The sequence below is a fragment of the Bordetella tumbae genome (assembly GCF_965139195.1).
Classification (GTDB): domain Bacteria; phylum Pseudomonadota; class Gammaproteobacteria; order Burkholderiales; family Burkholderiaceae_B; genus Bordetella_A; species Bordetella_A tumbae.
Map to the genome: position 1 here is coordinate 186809 of NZ_CBCSJH010000007.1, position 24358 is coordinate 211166.

Annotated in this window: 26 protein-coding genes; 12 read left to right on the plus strand and 14 right to left on the minus strand. The window is 61.5% G+C overall.

Annotated features, from left to right (window positions below):
* Positions 1 to 28: 28 nt before the first annotated feature.
* From ACNA0J_RS11130 to ACNA0J_RS11160, 7 genes are all read right to left on the minus strand, one after another.
* Positions 29 to 568 (minus strand): F0F1 ATP synthase subunit delta, encoded by a 540-nt coding sequence (locus ACNA0J_RS11130; protein WP_415818925.1) that lies wholly within the window; start codon positions 566 to 568, stop codon positions 29 to 31.
* A gap of 12 nt (positions 569 to 580) precedes the next feature.
* Positions 581 to 1051 (minus strand): F0F1 ATP synthase subunit B, encoded by a 471-nt coding sequence (locus tag ACNA0J_RS11135; RefSeq protein WP_415818926.1) that lies wholly within the window; start codon positions 1049 to 1051, stop codon positions 581 to 583.
* Positions 1052 to 1200: 149 nt separating this feature from the next.
* Entirely contained in the window at positions 1201 to 1443 is a 243-nt protein-coding gene (atpE, locus tag ACNA0J_RS11140) for a F0F1 ATP synthase subunit C (RefSeq protein ID WP_003815363.1), read from the minus strand.
* A gap of 116 nt (positions 1444 to 1559) precedes the next feature.
* A complete protein-coding gene (gene atpB, locus ACNA0J_RS11145; RefSeq protein WP_415818927.1) occupies positions 1560 to 2441 on the minus strand; it encodes a F0F1 ATP synthase subunit A in 882 nt (293 codons plus the stop codon).
* Positions 2442 to 2509: 68 nt separating this feature from the next.
* Positions 2510 to 2941 carry an ATP synthase subunit I gene (locus ACNA0J_RS11150; RefSeq protein WP_415818928.1) on the minus strand — a complete coding sequence of 144 codons (432 nt, stop codon included), beginning with the start codon at positions 2939 to 2941 and terminating at the stop codon, positions 2510 to 2512.
* Positions 2942 to 3120: 179 nt separating this feature from the next.
* Positions 3121 to 4689, minus strand: coding sequence for a DUF1254 domain-containing protein (locus ACNA0J_RS11155; protein ID WP_415818929.1), 1569 nt, complete (start codon positions 4687 to 4689; stop codon positions 3121 to 3123).
* A gap of 148 nt (positions 4690 to 4837) precedes the next feature.
* A complete protein-coding gene (locus ACNA0J_RS11160; protein ID WP_415818930.1) occupies positions 4838 to 5614 on the minus strand; it encodes an enoyl-CoA hydratase in 777 nt (258 codons plus the stop codon).
* A 37-nt stretch (positions 5615 to 5651) separates the two neighbouring features.
* Between ACNA0J_RS11160 and ACNA0J_RS11165 the strand changes: the two genes are divergently transcribed.
* Positions 5652 to 7418 (plus strand): M61 family metallopeptidase, encoded by a 1767-nt coding sequence (locus ACNA0J_RS11165; RefSeq protein ID WP_415818931.1) that lies wholly within the window; start codon positions 5652 to 5654, stop codon positions 7416 to 7418.
* A 39-nt stretch (positions 7419 to 7457) separates the two neighbouring features.
* Here the strand turns inward: ACNA0J_RS11165 and ACNA0J_RS11170 are convergent, their stop codons facing one another.
* Positions 7458 to 8363, minus strand: coding sequence for a LysR substrate-binding domain-containing protein (locus tag ACNA0J_RS11170; protein ID WP_415818932.1), 906 nt, complete (start codon positions 8361 to 8363; stop codon positions 7458 to 7460).
* A gap of 192 nt (positions 8364 to 8555) precedes the next feature.
* Here ACNA0J_RS11170 and ACNA0J_RS11175 point away from each other — a divergent pair, with 192 nt between their 5' ends.
* Both ACNA0J_RS11175 and ACNA0J_RS11180 read left to right on the plus strand, forming a co-directional pair.
* Positions 8556 to 9518: a Bug family tripartite tricarboxylate transporter substrate binding protein gene (locus ACNA0J_RS11175; protein ID WP_415818933.1), complete on the plus strand. Its 963-nt coding sequence runs from the start codon at positions 8556 to 8558 to the stop codon at positions 9516 to 9518.
* A 103-nt stretch (positions 9519 to 9621) separates the two neighbouring features.
* A complete protein-coding gene (locus ACNA0J_RS11180) occupies positions 9622 to 10383 on the plus strand; it encodes a maleate cis-trans isomerase family protein (protein WP_415818934.1) in 762 nt (253 codons plus the stop codon).
* Between the two features lie 87 nt (positions 10384 to 10470).
* On the opposite strand, the gene ACNA0J_RS11185 is transcribed toward ACNA0J_RS11180, so the two are convergent.
* On the minus strand, positions 10471 to 11370 hold the full coding sequence (locus ACNA0J_RS11185; protein ID WP_415818935.1) for an NAD(P)/FAD-dependent oxidoreductase: 900 nt from the start codon (positions 11368 to 11370) through the stop codon (positions 10471 to 10473).
* Positions 11371 to 11495: 125 nt separating this feature from the next.
* Here ACNA0J_RS11185 and folB point away from each other — a divergent pair, with 125 nt between their 5' ends.
* The gene (folB, locus tag ACNA0J_RS11190; RefSeq protein WP_094824254.1) at positions 11496 to 11855 is read left to right on the plus strand and encodes a dihydroneopterin aldolase; all 360 of its coding nucleotides are present in this window, start codon (positions 11496 to 11498) and stop codon (positions 11853 to 11855) included.
* A 23-nt stretch (positions 11856 to 11878) separates the two neighbouring features.
* Positions 11879 to 12883: a tRNA 2-thiocytidine(32) synthetase TtcA gene (ttcA, locus tag ACNA0J_RS11195; RefSeq protein WP_415818936.1), complete on the plus strand. Its 1005-nt coding sequence runs from the start codon at positions 11879 to 11881 to the stop codon at positions 12881 to 12883.
* A 64-nt stretch (positions 12884 to 12947) separates the two neighbouring features.
* On the opposite strand, the gene ACNA0J_RS11200 is transcribed toward ttcA, so the two are convergent.
* Genes ACNA0J_RS11200 through apaG form a run of 5 tightly spaced genes read right to left on the minus strand, consistent with a single transcriptional unit; the run spans position 12948 to position 17604 of the window.
* Positions 12948 to 13904 carry a D-2-hydroxyacid dehydrogenase family protein gene (locus tag ACNA0J_RS11200; protein ID WP_415818952.1) on the minus strand — a complete coding sequence of 319 codons (957 nt, stop codon included), beginning with the start codon at positions 13902 to 13904 and terminating at the stop codon, positions 12948 to 12950.
* A 28-nt stretch (positions 13905 to 13932) separates the two neighbouring features.
* Complete coding sequence (locus ACNA0J_RS11205) at positions 13933 to 14718, minus strand: DsbC family protein (RefSeq protein ID WP_415818937.1); 786 nt, start codon at positions 14716 to 14718, stop codon at positions 13933 to 13935.
* Between the two features lie 19 nt (positions 14719 to 14737).
* Positions 14738 to 15907 (minus strand): UbiH/UbiF family hydroxylase, encoded by a 1170-nt coding sequence (locus tag ACNA0J_RS11210; protein ID WP_415818938.1) that lies wholly within the window; start codon positions 15905 to 15907, stop codon positions 14738 to 14740.
* Positions 15904 to 17202 (minus strand): murein transglycosylase A, encoded by a 1299-nt coding sequence (gene mltA, locus ACNA0J_RS11215; RefSeq protein ID WP_415818939.1) that lies wholly within the window; start codon positions 17200 to 17202, stop codon positions 15904 to 15906. Before mltA ends, ACNA0J_RS11210 begins: the two co-directional genes overlap by 4 nt.
* Before the next feature lie 27 nt (positions 17203 to 17229).
* Entirely contained in the window at positions 17230 to 17604 is a 375-nt protein-coding gene (apaG, locus tag ACNA0J_RS11220; protein WP_094824250.1) for a Co2+/Mg2+ efflux protein ApaG, read from the minus strand.
* Between the two features lie 126 nt (positions 17605 to 17730).
* Between apaG and rpe the strand changes: the two genes are divergently transcribed.
* The 7 genes from rpe (at position 17731) to ACNA0J_RS11255 (ending at position 24010) form a co-directional block, all read left to right on the plus strand.
* A complete protein-coding gene (rpe, locus tag ACNA0J_RS11225; RefSeq protein ID WP_094824305.1) occupies positions 17731 to 18438 on the plus strand; it encodes a ribulose-phosphate 3-epimerase in 708 nt (235 codons plus the stop codon).
* A 353-nt stretch (positions 18439 to 18791) separates the two neighbouring features.
* Positions 18792 to 19487, plus strand: a complete 696-nt coding sequence (locus ACNA0J_RS11230; RefSeq protein ID WP_415818940.1) for a phosphoglycolate phosphatase — start codon at positions 18792 to 18794, stop codon at positions 19485 to 19487.
* A 227-nt stretch (positions 19488 to 19714) separates the two neighbouring features.
* Positions 19715 to 21235: an anthranilate synthase component I gene (gene trpE, locus ACNA0J_RS11235; RefSeq protein WP_415818941.1), complete on the plus strand. Its 1521-nt coding sequence runs from the start codon at positions 19715 to 19717 to the stop codon at positions 21233 to 21235.
* 134 nt (positions 21236 to 21369) lie between these two features.
* A complete protein-coding gene (locus tag ACNA0J_RS11240; protein ID WP_415807821.1) occupies positions 21370 to 21933 on the plus strand; it encodes an aminodeoxychorismate/anthranilate synthase component II in 564 nt (187 codons plus the stop codon).
* Positions 21934 to 21952: 19 nt separating this feature from the next.
* A complete protein-coding gene (gene trpD / locus ACNA0J_RS11245; protein ID WP_415818942.1) occupies positions 21953 to 22984 on the plus strand; it encodes an anthranilate phosphoribosyltransferase in 1032 nt (343 codons plus the stop codon).
* A complete protein-coding gene (trpC, locus tag ACNA0J_RS11250) occupies positions 22981 to 23769 on the plus strand; it encodes an indole-3-glycerol phosphate synthase TrpC (protein WP_415818943.1) in 789 nt (262 codons plus the stop codon). Before trpD ends, trpC begins: the two co-directional genes overlap by 4 nt.
* 55 nt (positions 23770 to 23824) lie before the next feature.
* Entirely contained in the window at positions 23825 to 24010 is a 186-nt protein-coding gene (locus ACNA0J_RS11255) for a hypothetical protein (protein ID WP_415818944.1), read from the plus strand.
* The last annotated feature ends 348 nt before the right edge of the window (positions 24011 to 24358 follow it).

The following is a 24358-nucleotide window of genomic DNA, read 5'->3' on the forward strand; positions in this document are numbered from 1 at the left end:
GAATCCTGTTTATCTGGCCGTGCGCGCGTCACGCGGCCAGCGTATCCCGCAAGCGGGCCAATTGGGCTTGTACGGAAGTATCGAGCACCTGGTCGCCGACCGCCACCCGCACGCCGCCGATGAGCGACTTGTCGACAGTGACGCTGGGACTGAGCTTGAGACCAAATTTGGTTTCGAGCGCATCGACCAGTTCTTTGACCTGGGCATCGCTGAGTTCGAACGCGCTGGTGATTTCCGCCTGCGCCGTGCCTTCGTGGCGATTTTTCAGCGCGACGAATTGTTTGGCGATGATGGGCAGCAACAGCAGACGATCGTTCGCTACCAGCAGTTCGATGAAATTACGAACCGCCTGAGGCAGCTGGGTTTTGATCAAACCGGTAAACAACTCCACGCGCTGCGCGTCTTCCAATCGGGGATCGGACATTGCTTCGCGCACGTCGGTGTTGTCGGCTACTTGGGCCAGCTCGCCGATCAGATCGGCCCAGGCCGGCAAGCCGGCCTTGTCGTCGCGTGCCGCGCTGAATAAAGCTTCGGCGTAGGGCCTGGCGACAGTGGAAAGTTCAGCCATGGCGTTCCCGGATTAAAGCTGCGCCTTGAGCTGGGTCAACAGCTCGGCGTGAGCGCGGGCGTCAACCTCGCGCTTGAGGATCTGTTCAGCACCCTTGACTGCCAGCGTAGCAACATCGTCGCGCAGGACATCACGAGCACGCTGGACTTCCTGCGCGGCATCCTGCGCCGCTTGGGCGATGATGCGGGCGCGTTCAGTTTCGGCTTCGCGGCGAGCCTGCTCGATCAGCGCGGCAGCTTGCTTTTCCGCCTCGATGATGCGGGCATGGTTTTCAGACTTGGCAGAAGCCTCGATCAGACTGACGCGCGCTTGGGCTTGGGCCAGATCGGCCTTGCCCTTCTCGGCGGCGGCCAGGCCGTCGGCGATTTTTTGGCGGCGCTCGTCCATCGCCTTCGTCAGGGGGGGCCACACGAATTTCATCGTGAACCAACCCAGAACGAAGAACACGAGCATCTGGAAAAAGATCGTCGCGTTCAGATTCACGGTCGTTCCTTTAACACCTTACGGCCCCGGGCGCACTAGTGGCGTCGCGGAGCACTCGATACTTTGCCGACCTGCAGCGGAGGATTCCGCGTACCGCCGGCGTCATGCCCGTCACCGCAGCGACGGGCGTTGCCATGAGCCGTTGGGGCTTAGCCTACGAACGGGTTGGCGAAAGCGAACAGCATGGCGATACCCACACCGATCAGGAACGCCGCGTCGATCAGGCCTGCCAACAGGAACATCTTGGTTTGCAGGGCGTTCATCAGTTCAGGCTGACGAGCCGAAGCTTCCAGGTATTTGCCGCCCATCAATGCGATGCCGATGCAAGCGCCGATAGCACCCAAACCGATGATAAGACCGCAAGCGAGAGCAACGAAAGCGACGTTGGTCATGACAACTCCTTGGTTAGAAATCTGAAGTCAAATTGTAAGAAAACGGATACTGCTTGGAATGCAAGAAAATCTTGCGTCCCGGCACGGACAAGGCTGCCCGTGCCGGGAAAAAGGGGTCAATGCCCTTCGTGAGCCTGGCCGAGATAAACCAGCGTCAGCATCATGAAGATGAAAGCCTGCAACAGCACGATCATGATGTGGAAGATGGCCCACACCGAACCGGCCAGCACATGGCCAATACCGAAACCAACGCTGGCAGCGTTCAGGCCCGTCCAGGCACCGCCCAACAGAGCGATGAGCATGAACACGAGTTCGCCAGCGAACATGTTGCCGAACAACCGCATCCCCAGCGACACCGATTTCGCGGCGTATTCGATCAGGTTGAGCAGGAAGTTGGCAGGCGCCAGCAGCAGCGCACCGATGCCATGCGCATGGAACGGAGCGGTGAAGAGTTCTTTGAGGAAGCCGCCCGGATGCTTGATCTTGATGCCGTAGTAGAACATCAGCAGCAACACGCCCAGCGCCATGCCCATCGGCACGTTCAGGTCAGCGGTAGGAAGAATACGGTGGTAGTAGATGGGATCGCCGTGGTGTGCACCCAGACCCGTCCAGCGCATGAGGGAGGGCAGCAGGTCAACCGGGATCAAGTCGAGCGCGTTCATCAGGACGATCCAGATGAAAACGGTCAGCGCCAACGGCGCGATGAACAGACGGCTCTTGGCGTTATGGACGATGCCCTTGGCCTGCTCGTCGACCATGTCGACGATCATTTCGACAAAAGCCTGGAAACGGCCGGGTACACCGGAGGTCGCACGACGGGCAGCAGCCCAGAGGAACAGAACGGCAGCCAACCCCATCAGCACGGACCAGAATATCGAGTCGTAGTTGATGACGTCGAACTGGGCGATAACGGATTGTTTCTCGCCAATATTGTTCAGATGCACCAGATGGTGCTGTATATACGCGGACTGAGGCGATACGTCGCTGGCGGCTGCCATTTGAACCCTACCCTGTTTGCTGTGTGGCCGGCTCTCGCGAACCGACCGTTTGCATGATTTCTAAGCAACTACGACAACTTGCGGAACATCAACAGCAGAAGATAGCCCTTGAGCGTGAAAGCCAAGCCCAGCAGCACCGCCGGCCAAACCAGCCAGTCGTGCGCAACTCGAGCCAGCAGCCACAACAGCAATGCCGTCATGAGCAGCTTGACCATCTCACCGAGGAAAAAGGTAACAGGACTCGCCCGGCCCGATTTGAGCACGTTCACGAGTAACCGCAACGCAAATAATGCGTTGGGTACAAAATACGCCCCTGCTCCCGCCAGCGCTGACCAACCAGCCGCCGTCCCCGCAATGATCCCCGCAATTGCCGCTGCTGCGAGCCCCATGGCCCCCTGCGCCGCCAATACCCTCAAGAGCCCTCGGCAAGCCTGAGCATCAAGTGCCGCGCGATCGGCATCAGTAAGCACCGGATTTTGTTCTACCAGGCTTTGTTGCATCAGGATTCCCCGCTCTTGCGCTAAAGACGTGCGCGGTGGTTCACCACACGTGTTATCCCGCAAGCGTCAAACCCGTAAAGTATAGCGGGTTTTTCCCTAGTCGAGCAAATCAAAAGATAGTCGGCGGCCAAGGAATTGGTGCCGGAGGCAACGATACAACACCGTTGCCTCCGGAGAGCTCAATCGCGCTCTACAGGCGGGGGCGCCCACTCGCCGTCCAAAGCCAGATCTTTAGGCCAGTACAGACGCATGCTGAGGCTGAAATGTCCCTGGTCTGGGGTTGGCAACCAGTTCGCCCTCTTGCCGTCCCCCGGATCGTCTGGCGAGATGTAGATATCCAGCGACCCGTCCGCGTTGTATTTCAACGGATCCGTACTGCGCACCGTATATCGGCCAGCACGATTCGGAGCCAGGTTGTTCGCCTCGTTATATAAGGTCAGCGACCACGAGGCATTGACCGGCGGCAATTGCCCCTTGTCAAAGTGGAGGATGTAGTCATCGTCGCTGCGCAACCGCCTGCCGTCGTCATCGACGGCTGTGACCGGATACAGCGCCTCGCTCGGCGTGGTTGCGCCCAACCCGGCGTAGGCAATGGCCGCGCGGCGGACATAGTCGGTGCCATACGTCCCAATGCCCGACAACACGGTATTCCAGCCATTCAAGGGGGTGCCCAGTCGGGTCACCGTGTCAGCAATACGGCGGCCGGCCACCGTCCGGGCATCGTCCAGCGCTTGCTTCACGGCCGGATCGAGCCGGTCGTAAGAAAACGGCTGCGACCCCGCCAGGCCGATGCGTTGCATGCGGGTCAGAATAGCGTTGTCGTTATCGTGCGGCGGATTCGTGCGCAACAACTCCGCAAACAGGGTAAAGAACGTGGCAGGAGACATCGACGCGACCTGCTGCCCGGCAGACCCTTGGGGCTCCCACGTCACGTAGGACGTGGACGTCATGGAGGGCGACGCAGATCCGGTCAATGCGTGCCCGGTACCGGGGACTTGTTGCTGCGGCCATGTCGCCGGCTTGGCTGCGCCGCGCCGGAGCGGTGTCACTAGGCTGGGCGCAGGAGCAGCCGCCGCCACAGGCGTAGCCGTCATACTCGCCTGAAACTGATTTACTGCCCCGTACTCAGCCGGACCACCGGTCTGAATGCGTGCGATCAACCAGCCGGTGCCGGTAGGACTGCGCACGACATCGGTGCCAAATGGCGCGTGTCCCTGCCAGTTCGGGCCGACGATCATGAAAGCCTGCTCGCCATTACCCGTCACGCGGGTGCCTCGTGACGCATATTCGTCCGACCACATGTCCAGCAGTGATAGCGCGTAGTAACGGCCACCCGAGGCAGGCACGCGAATGAGCAGGGGCTGATAGCTGACGTCGTACCAAAGATTGGAATACAACATATCGGCACTCGGCCAACCGACATCGGTCGCACCGGGCTCCGGAAATGCGGTGCGATGACCGAACCGATTCATCGGCGCCCTGCCCGCCAGCGGATTTTGTACCTGCGTCGAGGCACGCCGCGTTGCCTCCATCAAGACCATCGGATAGGCATAGAGATAGGCATCAACGGCAATCTCATGCAGCTCTTGGGCCGACACGGCGGGACTGACAACCGGTGCCTGAGACACCATCCGCATCGACGGCTGCGGCGACTGTGCCCATGCGGCGCAAGCAAAACCGGCGCTCAATGCAATGGCGAGTATGGCTTGGGACCGGTGTGTAGACCGGGAGACAACGCGGTAAGGCATGGAGGGCTCCTTGTTCGTTATAGGAAAACGAGCCGGCCATCCCGTCTCCAGGACGGCCTCTTCGGCATCACGCGTTAACAGAATAGGCCCGGATGCGATCATCCGGGGTAACACAAAGGTTACAGGCCGCAACTACTGTGAGGCGCCATTAGCGGTGCTTGAAGGCGGGTGGACGTTTTTCCACGAAGGCTGCCATGCCTTCTTTTTGGTCTTCGGTACCAAACAGGGAATGGAATACACGGCGCTCGAACAAGAGGCCCTCGTTCAGCGAGGACTCGAACGCGCGGTTGACACATTCCTTGGCCATCATGACCGAGGGCAATGACATCGAGGCGATCACTGTCGCCGCCTCGATCGCCTCGTCCAACAGTTTGTCCGCCGGCACAATGCGGGACACCAGCCCCGCGCGTTCGGCCTCCTCGGCGCCCATCATACGGGCCGTCAGCGCCAGATCCATGGCTTTGGCCTTGCCCACGGCGCGCGGCAGACGCTGCGTCCCACCGGCCCCGGGGATGACGCCCAGCTTGATTTCCGGCTGGCCGAATTTCGCCGTATCGGAGGCAATGAGGATGTCGCACATCATGGCCAGCTCGCAGCCGCCGCCCAGGGCGTAGCCCGAAACCGCGGCGATGACGGGTTTGCGGATACGCTTGAGGGTTTCCCAATTGCGGGTAATGTATTCGCTGCCGTAGACATCCATGTACGACCAGTCTTTCATGGCGCCGATGTCGGCGCCGGCGGCAAACGCCTTTTCGCTGCCGGTGATGACGATTGCGCCGATGCCCTCGTCGGCCTCGAACGCCAGCAGGGCGGCGCCCAGCTCATTCATCAATTGGTCGTTCAGCGCGTTGAGCGCCTTGGGGCGATTCAACGTCAACAAGCCCACCCGGCCACGGGTCTCTACCAACACAAACGACTCGCTCATCAACTGTCTCCTGAATAAGTGCAAGTAAGATAATGGAATGGACACATCCGTAATTTACCGCCTCGAGCCCCACGATCCCGCCGGCCATCGCTACCGGATTACCCTGACGATACCGGAGCCCGATCCGGCCGGCCAGCGCCTGACCCTGCCGGCCTGGATCCCAGGCAGCTATCTGATCCGCGATTTCTCGCGCCAGATCGAGACGCTGCGTGCCCGCGCCGGCGGCCGGCCGGTCGCCGTCACCAAATCGGACAACCATACTTGGCAAGCCTCTCCGTGTACGGGGCCGCTGCAGGTGGACTACGTTGTCTATGCCTGGGACTTGTCCGTGCGCGGCGCGCATCTGGATGAAACTCACGGCTTTTTCAATGGGACGAGTGTTTTTCTGCGCGTAGAAGGCCAGGATCACAAGCCGTGCCTGCTGGATCTGGCGCCGCCCCGCGGCATCGAGAGCTGGAAGGTCTATACCAGTCTGCCCGAGGCGCAAGGCTATCGCGGCGCGGCACGCCGGCACGGATTCGGCCTGTACCGCGCGCCCGATTACGATGCCCTGATTGACCACCCCGTGGAAATGGGTACGCCCCAGGTTGCCCGATTTACTGCTCACGGCGCCGAACACGAATTGGTCTTTACGGGCGTGATCCCGAAGTTGGACTTGGCGCGCATCACCGAAGACGCCCGCCGCATCTGCGAAACGCAAATCGCGTTTTTCGAGCCTCGGACCAAGCGCGCGCCATTCCTGGACAGCAGCGATCGCTATGTGTTCATGACCATGGTCGTTGGCGATGGCTACGGCGGACTGGAACATCGCGCCAGCACCGCGTTGATGGCGTCGCGCAAGGATCTGCCCGTCATCGGCCAGCAAGGCCAGGGCGAAGGTTATCGCACATTTCTAGGCTTGGTCAGCCACGAGTACTTCCACACCTGGAATGTCAAACGGATCAAACCAGCGGCCTTTGTGCCATACGGTTTGCAGCAACCGGACCTGACCAGGCTGTTGTGGGTATTCGAAGGATTTACTTCGTATTACGACGACCTGATGCTGCTGCGCTCGGGAACGATAGGTTTGCCCGATTATCTGCGCCTGCTGGGCAAGACCATCACCGGCGTGGCGCGCTCGCCAGGGCGCCACAAACAATCTGTGGCGGAGAGCTCGTTCGACGCCTGGACGCGCTATTACAAGCAGGACGAGAACTCGCCGAACGCGCTGGTCAGCTATTACACCAAGGGCTCTTTGGTTGCGCTGGGCCTGGATCTGCTGATCCGGCGCGACAGCGCCGGGACGCACTCGCTGGATGATGTCATGCGACTGCTGTGGCAACGTTATGGCCGGGCCTTTTATCAGGGCCAGGCTCAAGGTCTGGGCGAGGATGACCTGCCTGCCCTGATCCGCGAAGCCACGGGCGTCGATACCCGCCGCTTTATCACGCGCTATGCCTACGGCACCGCCGACGTACCGCTGGCCGAACTGCTCGAGCCTCACGGTATTGCCATGAATTGGAAAGCCGCGCTCAACATTCCGTCGCTGGATGTGCGCACGCGCAAGCAAGGCGACACGTTGACGCTGGCAACGGTGCTGGAGGGCGGGGCTGGCCATAAAGGCGGCCTATCCGCGGGCGACGTACTGGTTGCGGTTGACGGTCTGCGCGTCGATGCCCCCGCGGGATTGGACCAGTTGCTCGCTCAATATCGGCCCGGGGAACGGGTGACTATTCACGTATTCCGGCGCGACGAGTTGCGCGCATTCCAGGTCAGGCTGGCCGCGCCCGAACTGCTGGATTGTGTCTTGACGACGGCGGCGTAACACCTCGCCGGAGGGCAATAGACGCAGGCGCCGCCCAGGCTATCCACAGCCCGGGATGGGGCGCTGCTCTTGCCCTATTTCTACTGCGGCCCGTAAAAAGGGCTCCAGCGCTCGCCGCTCGCCCTGTCTGTGGGTCACGGCATAGACCATGCCATTGACCAGATTGGCGGGCAAGGCACACACCGCAATACGATCACCGAACTGCTGGCAGGCTGAACGTGGCACCAGGGCCACGCCCAGGCCTGCTTCGACCAGCGCCAATTGCGCCGGCACCTCGGCAACCGTCTGGGCCACTCGAAGCGCCACCCCTGCCTGCGCGCAAGCCTGGACCAACGCACGAGCGAATCCCGAGGTCTCCTGGCGCAACATCACAAATGTCTCATTCGCCAGATCCGCAAGCTTCAGACGTCGGCGGTTTGATAGTGCGTGCCCGCGCGGCAATGCCGCCATCACCGGATCGGACCACAAGGGCACGGACTGCAACACCTCATCATCGACTTTGGTCCGAGAGATGCTGACGTCGATGCGATGGCCTCGCAAGGCCTCAAGCTGGGCAGCCGGATTCATCTCGTTCAGCAATACCGAAACCTGAGGATGCCTCTGCGTGTAACGCGCGATCAATGCCGGCACCGGCCCCATGAAGTGGGAACCGGACAGGCCGATCTCGATGCGGCCCGCGAACCCCTGATCCACATCGCGCGCCCGCAGCGTCGCGTCGGCAAGACGGCCTAGCGTGAGACGCACATCATTCAGGAACGCCGCGCCTGCTTCGGTCAAAGCCACACGCCGGTTATTCCGATCAAACAGACGCACATCCAACTCTCGTTCCAGCTGCGCAATCTGCAGGCTCAACGGCGGCTGTGAAATATGCAACCGCGCGGCGGCACGGGTGAAGTTCAGCTCTTCTGCCAATACGGCGAAATAACGGAGTTGGCGTAGTTCCATGAGATGAACCGTCAAGGAGGTGATGTCAAACAAGATCGGAGATCGCTGCGGCGAACGTACCATACGATCACGAGGAATAATTTGCCAAAGATATCAAATAAGACAAAAACGATATTGGAAACTATTGTTCCGCGGGTGCAAAATGAACCTGAATCTTCCCTATAGAACGCAGAAAAACACTACGAGACGCCGATGCAGAAGCTATTTGCAGCCACCATCCTCGTTGCGATGACCCTCACAGCCCAGGCGGCCGACGATTTCCCTACCCGTACGGTGACACTGGTCGTCCCCAACCCTCCCGGCGGGCTGGTCGATACCTCGGCACGCATCGTCGCCGAACCTCTGAGCACCGCGTTAGGCAAAACCGTGGTCGTGGAAAACAAGGACGGTGGCAGCGGCAATATCGCCTATCAAGCCGTGGCCAGATCCCAGCCCGATGGCTATACGCTGCTGGTCTCGTACTCCGCCTATCACGTGGGCAACCCCAACCTGAGCAACAATCTGCCTTGGGCACCGAAAGATTTTGTGCCGGTGGGTCTCATCACGATCTCCAGCAATGTGATCGCGGTCAATCCTTCCAAAATCAAGGCCGCCACGCTGACGGACTTTATCAACGAGGTGAAACAGTCCCCGGGTGCAATCAACTATGCCTCGCAGGGCGTAGGCTCGGTATCGCACCTGGGAACCGAGGTTTTCAAGCAACAGACCGGGGCCGACATGACGCACGTTCCCTATCGCGGCTCTGGCGCTGCGATCAAGGATGTACTGGCGGGCAATGTCCAGGTTTTCATCACAACGCCCCCTTCCGTCATGGGTCACGTGCAAACCGGCAAACTGCGAGCGCTGGCCGTCACCAGCAACAAGCGCCACCCCATGTTGCCCGACGTACCGACAACGGCCGAAGCCGGCTTGCCCGGCTATCAGTTGGAGTCGTGGGTCGCATTGTTCGCGCCGGCTGGCACACCACAGCCGGTCATCGACAAGCTGGCGACCAGCGTCGAGGCCGCACTCAAACAAGCATCTACTCAGCAAAACGCGCAAGCTGCCGGCATCGAGGCTCGTTTCGAAGGGCCAGCGACACTGCAAAAACGCGTCGATACTGAACTGGCTTATTGGAAACGTACCGTGGCAGAGGCAGGCATCAGCGCCGAATAACGCACCGGCGATCCGCCCTTTCCGTCCGTTCTGACATTACACCTTCTGTGTTCCGCCCTGCTGGGCGGCAGGGCGCGTTGCGCCTTTTTTCTGGAGATTTCATATGACCTCGTCGCCCCGTACCATTCGTATCGGCCAAATCGTTCCGAGCTCCAATACAACCATGGAAACGGAAATCCCCGCGATGTTGCGGCGGCGCGAGGCCTTTGCCCCCGAGCGTTACACCTTTCATTCCAGCCGGATGCGGATGAAGCAGGTCACCGCCGCGGAACTAGCCTCGATGGACAAGGAGTCCGACCGCTGCGCACAAGAACTGTCGGATGCCCGCGTCGACGTTCTGGGCTATGCCTGCCTGGTAGCCATCATGAGCCAAGGCCTGGGCTATCACCGAGTTTCCCAAGAACGTTTACACCAGGCCACCGTCGACAACGGGGGGCCTGCCCCGGTCATCTCCAGCGCAGGTGCGCTGGTCGAAGGCCTGCATGCCATCGGCGCGCGCAAAGTCGCGATTTTGACCCCCTACATGAAGCCCCTGACCAAATTGGTCGTGGACTACATCGAAAACGAAGGCATCGAAGTTCTCGACAGTGTGTCCCTGGAAATTCCGGACAATCTGCAGGTCGGCGCCCAAAACCCGCTGGCGCCAGCCGAGCACGTCAACCGCCTGAACACGCGTGGCGTGGATGCCGTCGTACTGTCGGCCTGCGTACAAATGCCGTCGCTGGCGTCGATTCAGCCGGTGCAGGACCGGCTGGGCCTGCCGGTCATCACGGCTGCTGCCGCGACGGTTTATCGCATGTTGCAGGTGCTGGAGCTGGAGACCCGCGTCCCGGACGCCGGTGAACTCCTGACCGGCAAATACTGAGACGCGAGACGGCACATCGGGCAAGGCCGTGCCAGGCGCATCACGAGCGCGACAAGCGGGTGCGGTAGCGCTCGCCCACGCACCGCATCACACCATGCCGCGCTCCCAGCGGCGCTGGATCGCCTTGGCGGCCACGATGCCATCGGCCATCGACGTCACGACACAAGGATGCATGCGATTGGCCACCTCTCCGATGGCATAGGCATCCCGTACTGTCGTCTCGGCCGTGGCACTGTCGGTGTGGATGTAGCCTCGCTCGCCGTGTTGCAGTCCCAGCCCATTGGCGAACGCCGCCTGCGGCTCCCAGCCATAAAACACGAGAATGAGATCGTAGGTGCGCCCATCCACCGTACGCGCCAGGGGATCGACGTGATACGGACCCACGTGTACGCCTTCGCGTCCGGCACGGGCCACCCACTGCTGCTGCGCGCGCACACTGCGCGCATACAGATGTACGTCGCGCGCACCTCGATTACGCACGTAGACGAAGTTCTCATAAGCATTGTCGCCCCCGCCCAGCACGGCGACAGACAGACCCGTGTAGTCTTGCGCCACGATGGACGAGCCCGGGCCGATAAATACGCCAGGCCAAGTGACGCCAGCCGGATGTCCGGGCAGGCCACGCGCACGCACGCCAGAGGCAATCACCAAGGATCGGCCGGACACGGTCTCCGTGCCCCCGCCTGCCATACCAATGTCCACCTCGAAACCGCTCTCGATACGGCGGGCTTGCTGCGCACGAGCCGTCAAACGCACCGGCACCTGAGCTGTCCGCACGCTTTCGGCGATATTGGCCGCCGTCTGTTGACCAGTCACCCCCGGCAACACCGCGATCCAATCGTCGGCAAAGGGGTTATCGTTACCCAAGCCTCCCAGGCGTGAACTCGCCTCGACCAGCAAGGGGGACAAACCCAGGCGAGCCAGCCAAATCGCGCACGAGGCGCCGGCCGGACCGCCGCCCACGATGATCGCGTCATATTGCTGCATGGTTGTCGTATTCCGTGTGTTGCTATCTTGCGCCCTCCCGGCCAAACCGAGGGGCGTATAGCGGGAATTGTAGCGATAGGCGCCGGTCGCCTTACAATTCCGGTTCTCTCTACCAGGTAGACATCATGCCTACACGCCGCATTTTCCTTTCCGGGCTGGCCCTGGATGCCCGCATTGGCATTCTGGAACACGAACGCCGGGCCACACAGCCGCTGCACATCGATGCGGAATTCGACGTCGATATCACCCGTGATGTCGACGACCATGACATCCACAGTGTGCTGGATTACCGCCGCCTGCGCGAAGCCATCGTCGAGGAATGCACTCAGGCTCATGTGAACTTGATCGAAACCCTGTCCGAACAAGTTGCCCGCCGGCTGCTGCGCGACTTTGCCGAGGTACGCGCCGTGAAACTGCGCATCAGCAAGCCCATGGCGTTTTCGGACTGCGCCGCCGTCGGCGTAGAAATTCAGATCAATCGTTAAGCCGCTGTGACGGCGTAACTCTCATGCAAGCTATCAGCGACACCCCGGCGACCTTTCGCACACGCGCCGAAGAAAAAATCCGCCACGAAGGCAACAAGCTCACCAAACGCCTGGCGCGCGAAACGACGCGCGCGCTCAGCGACTACAACATGATCGAAGCGGGCGACCGCGTCATGGTGTGCCTGTCCGGCGGCAAAGACTCCTACGCACTGCTCGATATCCTGATCAGCCTGCGTAAACGCGCGCCCTTTCCGTTCGATATCGTCGCGGTCAATCTGGATCAGAAACAGCCGGGCTTTCCGCCCGACGTGCTGCCTACCTATTTGACCTCGCTCGGCGTGCCCTTTCATATCGAAACGCAGGACACCTATTCGATCGTGACCCGGGTCATCCCCGAGGGCAAGACCATGTGTTCGCTGTGCTCGCGCCTGCGGCGCGGCATTCTGTATCGCGTGGCCGACGAACTGGGCGCTACCAAAATCGCGCTGGGCCACCATCGCGACGATATCCTGGCCACGTTCTTCCTGAACCTGTTCTACGGCGGCAAGGCCAAGGCCATGCCACCGAAACTCGTCTCGGACGACGGCCGCCATACGGTGATCCGGCCGTTGGCCTATGTGCCCGAAAGCGACTTGATCGCGTACGCGAAACTCAAACAGTTCCCCATCATCCCTTGCAATCTCTGCGGCTCTCAGGAAAACCTGAAACGCCAGGAAGTCGCGCGCATGATCCGCGATTGGGATCGCCAACATCCAGGACGCTCGTGGAATGTGTTCAGCGCGCTGTCCAGCGTAGTGCCTTCACACTTGATGGATCGTGACTTGTTTGATTTCGTGGGGCTAAAGCCCACGGGCGTGCCGGACGTCAATGGCGATACCGCGTTTGACACAGTAGACCCCGCCAATGATGCCGCGTCGAACACAGATCAGGGCTGTCATGACGATGCTGACGATAGCGACACCACGCGCAGCCATCGCTCGACAGACGAGCCGATAGCCGAGCAAAAAATCGTGTTCACGCGCAGGTAAAAAAACTGCCGGAGAAGTCGTTGCGCGAGCGGTACGCATTCACCAGGCCCCGGCCACGCCTCACTCAAGCGTTCAACACGCGTACCGGCTTGCCTGCCATCCACCCCTGCACCGACTCGACCGCACTGCGATAGAACGCAGTGAAGTTTTCGGGGCTGACATATCCCAGGTGCGGCGTCAGAACGACGTTGTCCAACGCACGCAGTGCATCGGTGGGCGGCAGCGGTTCTTCTTCGAAAACATCCAACCCGGCTCCTGCGATACGCCCCTTGCGTAACGCATCCAGCAAAGCCTCCTGATCCACCAGCCCAGCACGCGACGTATTGACCAGAAATGCCGAGGGCTTCATTGCCGACAATGCAGCCGCGTCCACTACGTGGCGCGTACGATCGCTCAGGATCAGATGCAAACTGATCACGTCGGCTTCGGCAAACAAGGTCTGTTTGGACGCGTACTCGACGCCTGCCTGCTCCGCCCGCTCGGGCGTGAGATTCGGGCTCCAGGCTTGCACGCTCATCCCGAACGCTTTGCCCACCTGGGCCACCGCGGTACCGAGTTTGCCGAGGCCGACCACACCGAGCCGCTTGCCCGCGATAGGCCGCGGCATCCCAGTTTGCCACAGACCGCGGCGCATATTGGCGTCCTCGATCGTCAAGTTCTTGAACAAGGCGAGAATATGCGTCCAGGCCAGCTCCGAGGTCGCGGTGTTGGCATCCGGACTGCCCGGCGCACCGCACACGACGATGCCGCGACGCGTGCAGGCGTCCAGATCGATCGCCAGATTACGCATCCCGGTGGTGACCAAGAGGCGCAGCTTGGGCAAGGATTCGATCAGCGTTGCCGGAAACGGCGTGCGCTCACGCATCGCAACGATCACATCAAAAGACTGCAAGGCCGCGACTCGATCGCTCTCGGGCAAATAATCGCGAAACGCCTGGACGCGCACTTGCGGCCCTAGCGTCGTCCAGTCAGCGTAACGCTCGGCCACGCCATGGTAATCATCGAGTAACGCAATGCTGATCGTATCCGTACTCACGGTAAGTCTCCGGTTATTTGCCCAAATGGCTCCGAACCATCTCTAACGGCGCAGCGCCATTAAGCCGGCTGCCGTCCTGGAAAAAAATCGCGGGCGTGCCGCGCACCATCAGTTTTTGGCCCAAGGCCAGAACCTGCTGAATCGGCGCATCGCACTCGGCGGTCGGCGGCTTTTTGCCGTCGAGCATCCAATCCTGCCAAGTTTTGGCCGGATCCTTGGCGCACCACACATCACGCGACTTGGTGGTCGAATCCGGCGCCAGAATGGGATACAGGAACGTATAAATCGTGACGTTGTCTTCGTCTTTCAGCGTCTTGTGCAATTGCTTGCAATAGCCGCAGTTAGGGTCCTCGAAAATCGCCATTTTGCGCGCCCCGTTGCCGCGCACCTGCTTGACGGCCAAGTCCAGCGGCAATTGATCGAACGACACCGAGCCCAGTTTTTCCAGGCTCTCGCGCGTCACGTCGCGACGCGTAGCGGCATCGATGAGCGGACCTTCCATGACCCACGTGACCTTTTCGTCGGTGTAGATCAGGTCGCTACCGATCTGCACCTCGTAAATCCCGTACGGCGTACGGCGCGCGGCAGTGACCTCCAAATCGGTAAACAACTCACCAAAACGTTTGGCGACCGCCTGGGCGGCAGGATCCGACGCGGAGGCATCACTCTTGGCCGACTGTCCGGCCGAAGCCGCATCTGCCGGTGCCGACGATGCAGCCTGCGCCCAGGCGCCCACTGACCATACGAGCCCAGCGGCACACAATACCTTGGCCACGCAAGACGAAAAACGGAAACTCATTCATGCTCCTTCGGGCGTCTCAGTTACGCGAGGCGCCATCGATCAAATAACGTTTCACCAGCGGCGCCGCATCCACCCAACGCATCCCTGCGTTGCGCAGCCATGCCAGCGGCGCGTTGCGTGCGCCAAACAAACGATGCAGGCCGTCGGTAGCCACACGCATCGCCAATACCGATTCCGCACGGGCACGCTGATAACGGCGCAACACGCGTTCATCACCGGCCTGGCGATAAGGCTCGCGCTCGGCCACGACACGGGCCAATGCCTCGACATCGCCCAAGCCCAGATTCAGGCCTTGGCCGGCCAAGGGATGCACGCGATGCGCCGCGTCGCCCGCCAAGGCAATGCCAGGCGCCGTCATGCGCCCTTGATCCAGAGTCAGCGGGAATCCGTGCAGTTTGCTGCGCACCTGCAACCGGCCCAGACGGCCATGGGTTGCATGCAAGAGCATTTGCTCCAACTGAGCCGCCTGCGCATCCGGGCCCAAGGCCTGCAGCGTTTCGGCCTGCGCGTCATGCATGGACCACACCATCGATACCTGAGGCCCATCGGCCGTATCGGGCAAGGGCAACAACGCCAACACACCGTCGTCGCGAAACCATTGAAATGCCGTGCCGTGATGCGGCCGCTCGGCATTCAGATGCACCACCAGACCCGTGTCGTTATACGGCACCGACGTGTGCTGCATACCTGCAGCGGTACGCAGCGGCGACGAGGCGCCATCGGCGCCCACGAACAACTCGGCTTTGATCCAACCGCCAGCGCTGGTTTGCACCGCGCCCTGGCGGTAATCGACACAACGCTCTGTCAACCAGGGGATCCCGAACATGCGCACAGCCTGCAGCAGCACACGCTCGATTTCACCGGACTCCACAATCCACGCCAACTGCGGCTGGGCCGCCTGCCAGGCGTTCAGTTCTACCCGCCCATCCGCATCGCCATGAATTTCCATCGCCTCTACCGGCGTAATGCGCGAGACAGGTATGGCATCCCAGACGCCAAGCTCGGCCAAAAAGCGCTGGCTGGCCGGAGAAATCGCATAGACCCGCGGATGGTAGACATCGGCGCTGGCGGCCGGCACTGTCGTGGGCGGTGCCAATAACGTCACCTTCTGACCGCGCCGAGCCAGCGCCAAGGCGCTGGCCAGCCCCACAATCCCGGCACCGCAAATCACAATCGGGCTAGTCATCGCGCGGAGGGCTCCCCAGCCTGCTTCGGCCACAGAACCCACATCTGGCCGCGCTGTTTCATACGGCCGGCCTGGGCGCCGGCCTCATCGCCAAACCCCCAGTAAAAGTCGGCGCGCGCCGCGCCTTTGATTGCTGCCCCCGTGTCCTGGGCAAAGACCAGCCCCTGCAACGGGCGGTCCGACGCCGGCCAGGTGGTCGCGAGAAACACGGGCGTGCCCAACGGCACAAAACTGGTGTCCACGGCAATAGAGCGATGCGCGGCGAGCGCGATGCCATACGCCCCCTTGGGCCCCAATTCGGGATCAATCACCGCCTCTTCACGGAAAAACACCACGGCAGGGTTGGCGTTCAACATTTCCTGAACACGTGCGGGATTACGCTGTGCCCAAGCGCGAATATTCTGCATCGACGCCTCATTGGCGCGCAGCTCGCCTTTGTCAATCAGCCAACGGCCAATCGACGCATAAGGCTGACCGTTGTGATCCGCATACGCAACACGTATCGTCGTACCCGCGTCGGGGCCGTCTTTGAGCAAAACGCGGCCGGAGCCCTGCACCTGCAAAAAGAAGTTATCGACCGGATCGTCCACCCAGACAATCACCGGCGGACGGTTGCCCGAAGACTCGATCGCCGCGCGCGTGTCATAAGGCACCACGCGCTTGCCCACCAGCTTGCCGCGCACCCGTTTGCCGGCCAGATCGGGATACACCGCCCCCAGATCAATCGTCAGCAAATCGTCCGGCACCGCGTACAACGGCCATTGATACGGACCACCTTGCGTGCGCGAGCCAGTCACGAGGGGCTCGTAATATCCGGTCACGGTATTGGATGCAGGCCGGTTATCGGCACCATTCAAGCGCCAGGGCTGCAACTGGGTCTGCAAGAACTGACGCACCGTCGCTGCATCCGGGGCCGTATTGCCGAGATTGACGGCCGCCGCGCACACCGGCTGCCATGCACGCGGCGTCGCACGCGCCGGGGCCGCCAGATTGCCGGTCGTCTGCCGCATCAGGCCCTGGCAATTGCGCAAAAACAGCGGCCAGAAACGCGACAGATCATCATTGCTCCACCCCGGCAATTCAGCCCAGGCGGCGCGTTGGAAGCGGCCGGCCAGCGTCCGCGCGGGCGTATCCCGCAACGCGGTCAACGGCGGCACCACCAAAGGCCCCGTATCAGACACATTAACCGAGCCGGGCTGACCAGGCTCACCGCCTCCGGAAGGGGGCGGCGTGGTGCATGACGCCAACGCCGCCAACAAGGGCGGCAGGCACAACAATTTCAGAAAACGATTCATGGGCAATCTAGTGGGACGGTCAATCCGTCAATGCAAGGTACGCGGCATGGCCAGCAGGAATTCGGCAATCGGCACCTCAAACGGGATGCCGTTTTCGCCCACGCAATGGTAAGTCCCTCGCATGGTACCGACAGGCGTAGGCAGCGGACAGCCGCTGGTGTATTCAAACGTTTCGCCGGGAGCCAGCAAGGGCTGTTGGCCCACCACGCCCAGCCCGCGGACCTCTTCGACGTGCTGGTTGCCGTCGGTGATGATCCAGTGACGGCTGATGACCTGCGCGGGATGCTCGCCGGTGTTGGTGATGCGGATGGTATAGGCGAACACATACTGCTGTTCGGCGGGATCAGATTGCTCGGGCACGAATCGCGGAGCAACGGAGACGGTCAGGTCGTACGGTTTCACGGGCCTTTTCCGAGGAGCACAAAGGCGGTTGGACAACGCGCCGAGCGACAAATAGCCCTGTCAGGCGACCGTCACGCGCGGCAAATTACAATAATGGCACATTATGCCCGTGGAAACCTGATCATCATGCCCGCCTCATCCTCGGCCCTCACCCGTATCGCCCCCAGTATCCTGTCCGCAGACTTCGCCCGCCTGGGCGAGGAAGTCCGCAACGTCGTCGCCGCCGGCGCCGACTGGATCCATTTCGACGTGATGGACAACCATTACGTTCCCAACCTGACCATCGGCCCCATGGTGTGCGCCGCCATCCGGCCCCACGTCCAGGTGCCGATCGACGTGCACCTGATGGTCGAGCCCGTGGACGAGCTGATCCCCCAGTTCGCCAAGGCTGGCGCCAACATCATCACCTTTCACCCCGAAGCCTCGCGTCATGTGCACCGGACCCTGTCATTGATCCGCGATCACGGCTGTCAGGCCGGCCTGGTGTTCAACCCGGCCAGTTCTCTCGACGCCATGGACCACGTGATGGACTTGCTGGACGTCGTCCTGTTGATGTCGGTCAACCCCGGTTTTGGGGGACAGAGCTTCATCCCCTCCACGCTGGACAAACTACGCGACGCCCGCCAGCGCATCGACCGCTGGGTCCAGGCCGGCGGTCAGCCCATCCTGCTGGAGGTGGACGGCGGCGTCAAAGTCGACAACATCGCACAAATCCGCGCCGCCGGCGCGGACACCTTTGTCGCCGGCTCGGCCATTTTCGGCAAACCCGACTACACCAAAGTCATCCAGGACCTGCGCGACGAAATCGCCAAAGCCGGAACACTGACGGTTTAAGCCCCGTGCCGTCGCACATCTCCGGGCGGAAAAAAGGCCAAAAAGCCGTGCCAACCCGTCAATGTGCCTCTGACGTGAGTTTGTCCCAGCCGGTGAGCGGTGGCGGGTGGGCCTGTCGGAGGCTGCCGAGTCCGCANNCCATCGGCGGGGGCAGTCCGGGGGCCATGTTTGAGCGAAGCGAGTTTGGCCCCCGGCCCGCCGATGGGATGTGGACGTAGGCCGAGTCCCCGTTGAGGGGANGAGTCAGCCGACCAGGCCGGCCCGCCACCGCTCACCGGCTGGGACAAACGCCTTAAGAACTCACCTCTGGCCCCTTTTCAACGCCATAAACCTTATTACGACGGACCCCCCTCATGCCCACCTTCCAAGCCGTCCTCCTAGACCTAGATGGCACCCTGCTAGACTCCATCCCTGATCTAGCCCATGCCGCCAACGCCATGCGCATCGAGCTGGGCATGCCCGCCCTGCACGAAGACATCGTGGCGACCTTCGTAGGTAAAGGCGTAGACAACCTTGTACGCCGCGCCCTAGCCGGATCCTTGCACGCAGCCGACCCTGAGCCCGCCGAGTTCGAGCGCGCCCGCGAGTCGTTCTACCGGCACTATCACCTGGTCAACGGCGACAAGGCCACCATTTTCAACGGCGTCATCGAGGGCTTGAAAGCCATGCGCGAGCAGGGCCTCAAGCTGGCCGTCGTCACCAACAAGCCCACCGAATTCACCATTCCGTTGTTGCAACGCACAGGCCTGGCGGGCTTTTTCCAGGAAATCGTCTGCGGCGACACCTGCGAGCGCCGCAAACCCGATCCTGACCAGATGTTCTACGCCTGCGAACGCCTGGGCGTCACCCCTGACCAGGCGCTCGCCATTGGCGACTCGGTCAACGACGCCCAAGCCGGCCGCGCTGCCGGCATCCAGGTGCTGGCAGTACCGTACGGCTACAACGAAGGCCAGGACGTGCACGGATTGGATGTCGATGGTATAGTTGCCAGCATTGCTGAAGCGGCCGAGTGGATCGCCCGCAAAAACGCCGAACAGCAACAGGCTTGATTTTTACTTCGACCCGATTCATATGAACGCTCGCCTCTCGAACCAAATGCGCAACGCCTCGTGGCGTTGGTGGCGTTTGTCTTCCGGGTGGCGATAGTTCCTTCCCGGCCCTGGACGCGTCAGCATCCCAGCGCCGCAGCTGCATAAAAACAGCGCCAAAGCCCGGACCCACACACTGGACCGGGCTTTTTTGTTGATGCGCCCGGTCACCAACGAGAAATCTGAAAATGACCGAAATCGAATTCAAAGCTCTGGCGGCCCAGGGATACAACCGGATCCCTCTCATCTCGGAAACCTACGCCGACCTGGACACGCCGCTGGCCATTTACCTGAAACTCGCCCATAGCGGCCCGCAAAACGGCCACATGAGCTGCCTGATGGAATCCGTCGTGGGCGGCGAGCGCTTTGGGCGTTATTCATTCATCGGCCTGCCGGCCCATACAGTGATCCGTGCCAGCGGCACCACCACCGAAGTCCTGCACAACGGCCAGATCGCCGAAACCCACGAGGGCGACCCGCTCGCGTTCATCGAACAATACCAAGCGCGCTTCAAAGTCGCCCTGCCCCCCGGCATGCCGCGGTTCTGCGGCGGCCTGGCCGGCTATTTTGGCTACGACACCGTGCGCCACATCGAGCCGCGCCTCGGACCCGCCGTCAAGCCATTTCCCGACGGCATGGACGGAGGCACCCCCGACATCATGCTGATGCACGTCGACGAACTGGTCATCGTCGACAACCTGGCGGGCCGCACCTATCTGATGGTGTACGCCGATCCACGTCAGCCCGAAGCCTACAGCCGCGCCCAACGCCGCCTGCTCGATTTGCGGACCCGCCTGCGCCGCCCCGTCGACATTCCCTACAGCCACCCCAGCATGCTGACCGACGAACAGCGTGACTTCAAAAAAGAAGACTATCTCGCCGCCGTACATCGCGCCAAGGAATACATCGCCGCCGGCGACCTCATGCAAGTCCAGATCGGTCAGGTCATCTCCAAACCATTTCGCGACTCGCCGCTCTCGCTCTATCGCGCACTGCGTTCGCTGAACCCTTCGCCCTACATGTACTACTGGAATTTCGGCGACTTTCAGGTGGTCGGATCATCCCCCGAAATCCTGGTGCGCCAAGAGCAAATCCAGGACAACGGCGTCGCCAAATCCCAAGTCACCATCCGCCCGCTGGCAGGCACCCGCAAACGCGGCGCCACGCCCGAGCAGGATCTGGCCCTGGCCGCAGAACTGCAGGCCGACCCCAAGGAAATTGCAGAACACGTCATGCTGATCGACTTGGCCCGCAACGATGTGGGCCGCGTCGCCGAAGTCGGCTCCGTCAAGCTCACCGACACCATGACCATCGAACGCTATTCACATGTCATGCATCTAGTGTCGAACGTCACCGGCAATCTGAATCCCGGCATGAGCAGCATGGACGTGCTGCGCGCAGCGTTCCCCGCGGGCACCTTGACTGGCGCCCCCAAAGTCCGCGCCATGGAAATCATCGACGAGCTCGAACCTGTGCGCCGTGGCATTTATGGCGGCGCAGCCGGCTACTTGAGCTACGGCGGCGAAATGGACGTCGCCATCGCCATCCGCACCGGCGTCATCAAGAACGGCATGCTGTACGTCCAGGCTGCCGCCGGCATCGTTGCCGATTCCAACCCCGAGATGGAATGGGCCGAAACCGAAGCCAAGGCTCGCGCGGTGTTGCGTGCAGCTGAGCAAGTGCAACACGGATTGGACGAACCGATCTAAGGCCAGTCACTACCGATATCGAACCAAATACGCAGCGGCCGACGGCCACCCTTGAACGACGCGTCCAAGGCCGCCTCTTAAAGAACAATGCACGGATTCCAAGCGACCGCGCCATTCATCCTCGCAGGTGCCCCATGCTGCTGATGCTAGACAACTACGATTCCTTTACCTACAACCTCGTGCAGTACTTCGGCGAACTCGGCGAAGACGTACAGGTTGTCCGCAATGACCAGATTACCCTGGACGAAATCGCGGCCATGAAACCCGATCGCATCTGCGTATCGCCCGGCCCGTGCTCACCGGCCGAAGCCGGCGTCTCCGTCCCGCTCATCCAGCGCTTTGCCGGACAAGTTCCCATTCTGGGCGTATGCCTGGGCCATCAGGCCATCGGCGCGGCCTACGGTGGCGACATTGTGCGAGCGCAGCAAATTATGCACGGCAAAACGATACAGGTCTCGCATACCGGCACCGACATATTCGCCGGCCTGCCGACGCCGTATACCGTGATCCGCTACAACTCGCTGACCATCGACCCCAAGACCCTGCCTGACTGCCTGGAAGTCACCGCCACTGCTCCCGACGGCGACATCATGGGGGTTCGCCACAAAACGCTGCCGCTGTACGGAGTACAGTTCCATCCTGAATCGGTCCTGAGCGAGCACGGGCATGACATGCTGCGCAATTTTTTGAACATCTAATAACCAGGGGACAACCATCATGACCATCACCTGCACGGAAGCGCTGACCCGATGCATCGAACACCGTGAAATTTTCCACGACGAAATGCTGCACCTGATGCGCATGCTGATGCGTGGCGAGATGTCGCCCCAAATCGCCAGTGCGCTCATCATGGGCCTGCGCGTCAAAAAAGAAACCGTAGGAGAAATCACCGCCGCGGCGCAGGTCATGCGCGAGTTCGCCACGCCTGTCATTACCCCTAATCCCAACGACCTGCTGGACATGTGCGGCACAGGCGGCGACGGCAGTCACACTTTCAACATTTCGACCACAGCCATGTTTGTCGCCGCCGCCGCTGGCGTACCCATCGCCAAACATGGCGGCCGCAGCGCATCATCGTCATCGGGCAGCGCCGACGTGCTGGAAGCCCTGGGCGCCAATCTGGTCCTGAGCCCCGAACAAGTCGCCGAATGCCTGCAGGCCACCGGCATCGGCTTCATGTTCGCGCCCGCGCACCACAGCGCCATGAAAAACGTCGCCCCGATCCGCAAAGAGCTGGGCGTGCGCACCATTTTCAACATCCTGGGACCGCTGACCAACCCCGCGGGCGCTGCCAACCAACTGATGGGCGTCTTCCACCCCGATCTGGTCGGCATCCAGGTACGCGTCTTGCAGCGCCTGGGCTCGCGGCATGTCCTGATCGTGCACGGCAGAGACGGCATGGACGAGGCATCGCTGGGCGGCGCCACCCTGGTCGGCGAACTCAAAGACGGGCAAATCCGCGAATACGAGATCCATCCAGAAGACTACGGGCTGGCAATGGTGTCTAATCGGGGAATCAAAGTGACCAACCGCGAGGAGTCTCGCGAACTTGTCATCCAGGCCCTAGACAATGTCGAAGGCGTTGCCCGCGACATCGTCGCCCTGAACGCAGGGCTGGCGATCTACGCCGGCAACAAAGCCGATACCATCGGCCAGGCACTATCGATGGCCTTTGAAACACTTGCCAACGGCTCGGCCCGCGCCAAGCTGGAAGAATTCTGCGCTTATACCCGGAAATTTCAAAAATGAACGACATTCTCGCGAAGATCCTCGCCGTCAAGGCAGAGGAGATCGCCACGGCACGCCAGTTGCGTAGCGAAGCGGAGCTATTGCGCGAAGCGCAGGCTCGCCAGGACGTACGCGGCTTTGCCCAAGCTATCGAAGACAAGATTGCCCAAGGCCATGCCGGCGTGATTGCCGAGGTAAAAAAGGCTTCGCCCTCCAAGGGCGTCCTGCGCGAAAACTTCGACCCCGCCGCGATCGCCGCCACCTATGCCGTACACGGTGCGGCCTGCCTGTCCGTACTGACAGACGTGCAATTTTTCCAGGGCTCGCACGACAACCTGCGTCGTGCCCGTGCGGCCTGCCCGCTGCCCGTGCTGCGCAAGGATTTCGTGATTGATTGCTATCAGGTCATCTCGGCCCGTGCCATGGGCGCCGACTGCGTCCTGCTGATCGTAGCCGCCTTGGCGCCGAACCAGCTACGCGACCTGGAAACATTGGCAATAGAGCTGGGCATGGACGTCCTGGTCGAGGTGCACGATGCCAAAGAACTGGACATCGCCCTCAGCCTCAAGACCACCCTGCTGGGTATCAACAACCGCAACCTGCGCACCTTCGAAACCAGCCTGCAAAACACCCTGGATCTGCTGCCGCACATCCCGGCCGGCAAACGCGTCGTCACCGAAAGCGGCATCCTGACCCCCGACGACGTCAAGCTCATGCGCAGCCACAAAGTCGACGCATTCCTCGTAGGCGAAGCCTTCATGCGCGCCGAAGACCCCGGCGCCGAATTGGCACGCCTGATGCGCTAACCCCTAGAGTTGCGGTGAGCAGACCTCTGCGCACCGCAACTCCCGGAGACCCGCCATGAAATCCTCTCGTGCAACCCTGCCAGCCCTGCGCACTACCCTCGCGCTAATCGCCCTCACCGCACTCCTCACCGGCTGCGCATCGCTCAACGACCCAGGCCCTCCACACCCCGGCGCAGTCAACCCGTACAGCAACGGCGGCTTCCATGACGCCGGCCCCAATTACCCCAATACCGGCATTTGAACGCCCGAGCACACAGTATTGCTCCACTCTCGGCCGTAGAACGCCAAAGCACACCATCCAATACAGCGGCCTGATCACACGTCGCCCCAGCTCCATCGGCGTCTGATCGAAGGCACGACGGCCGCGCTCAGCATCAGCCCGTGTCCACTCGAGGCACACGGCTGCAACCCGAAACAAATCTTGAACACCCCCGGTATGCCACCACTGTGAGTCCCTGCCGGGTGCGTGGGCGTTGTGCCGGCCCGTAGAGCTCGCCGAACCTGCCTTGTCAGGCGGGGGGCAGTCGGCTGGGCATGTTTGAGCGCAGCGCAGCGGAGCGAGTTTGCCCAGCCGCCCCGCCTGGCGAGG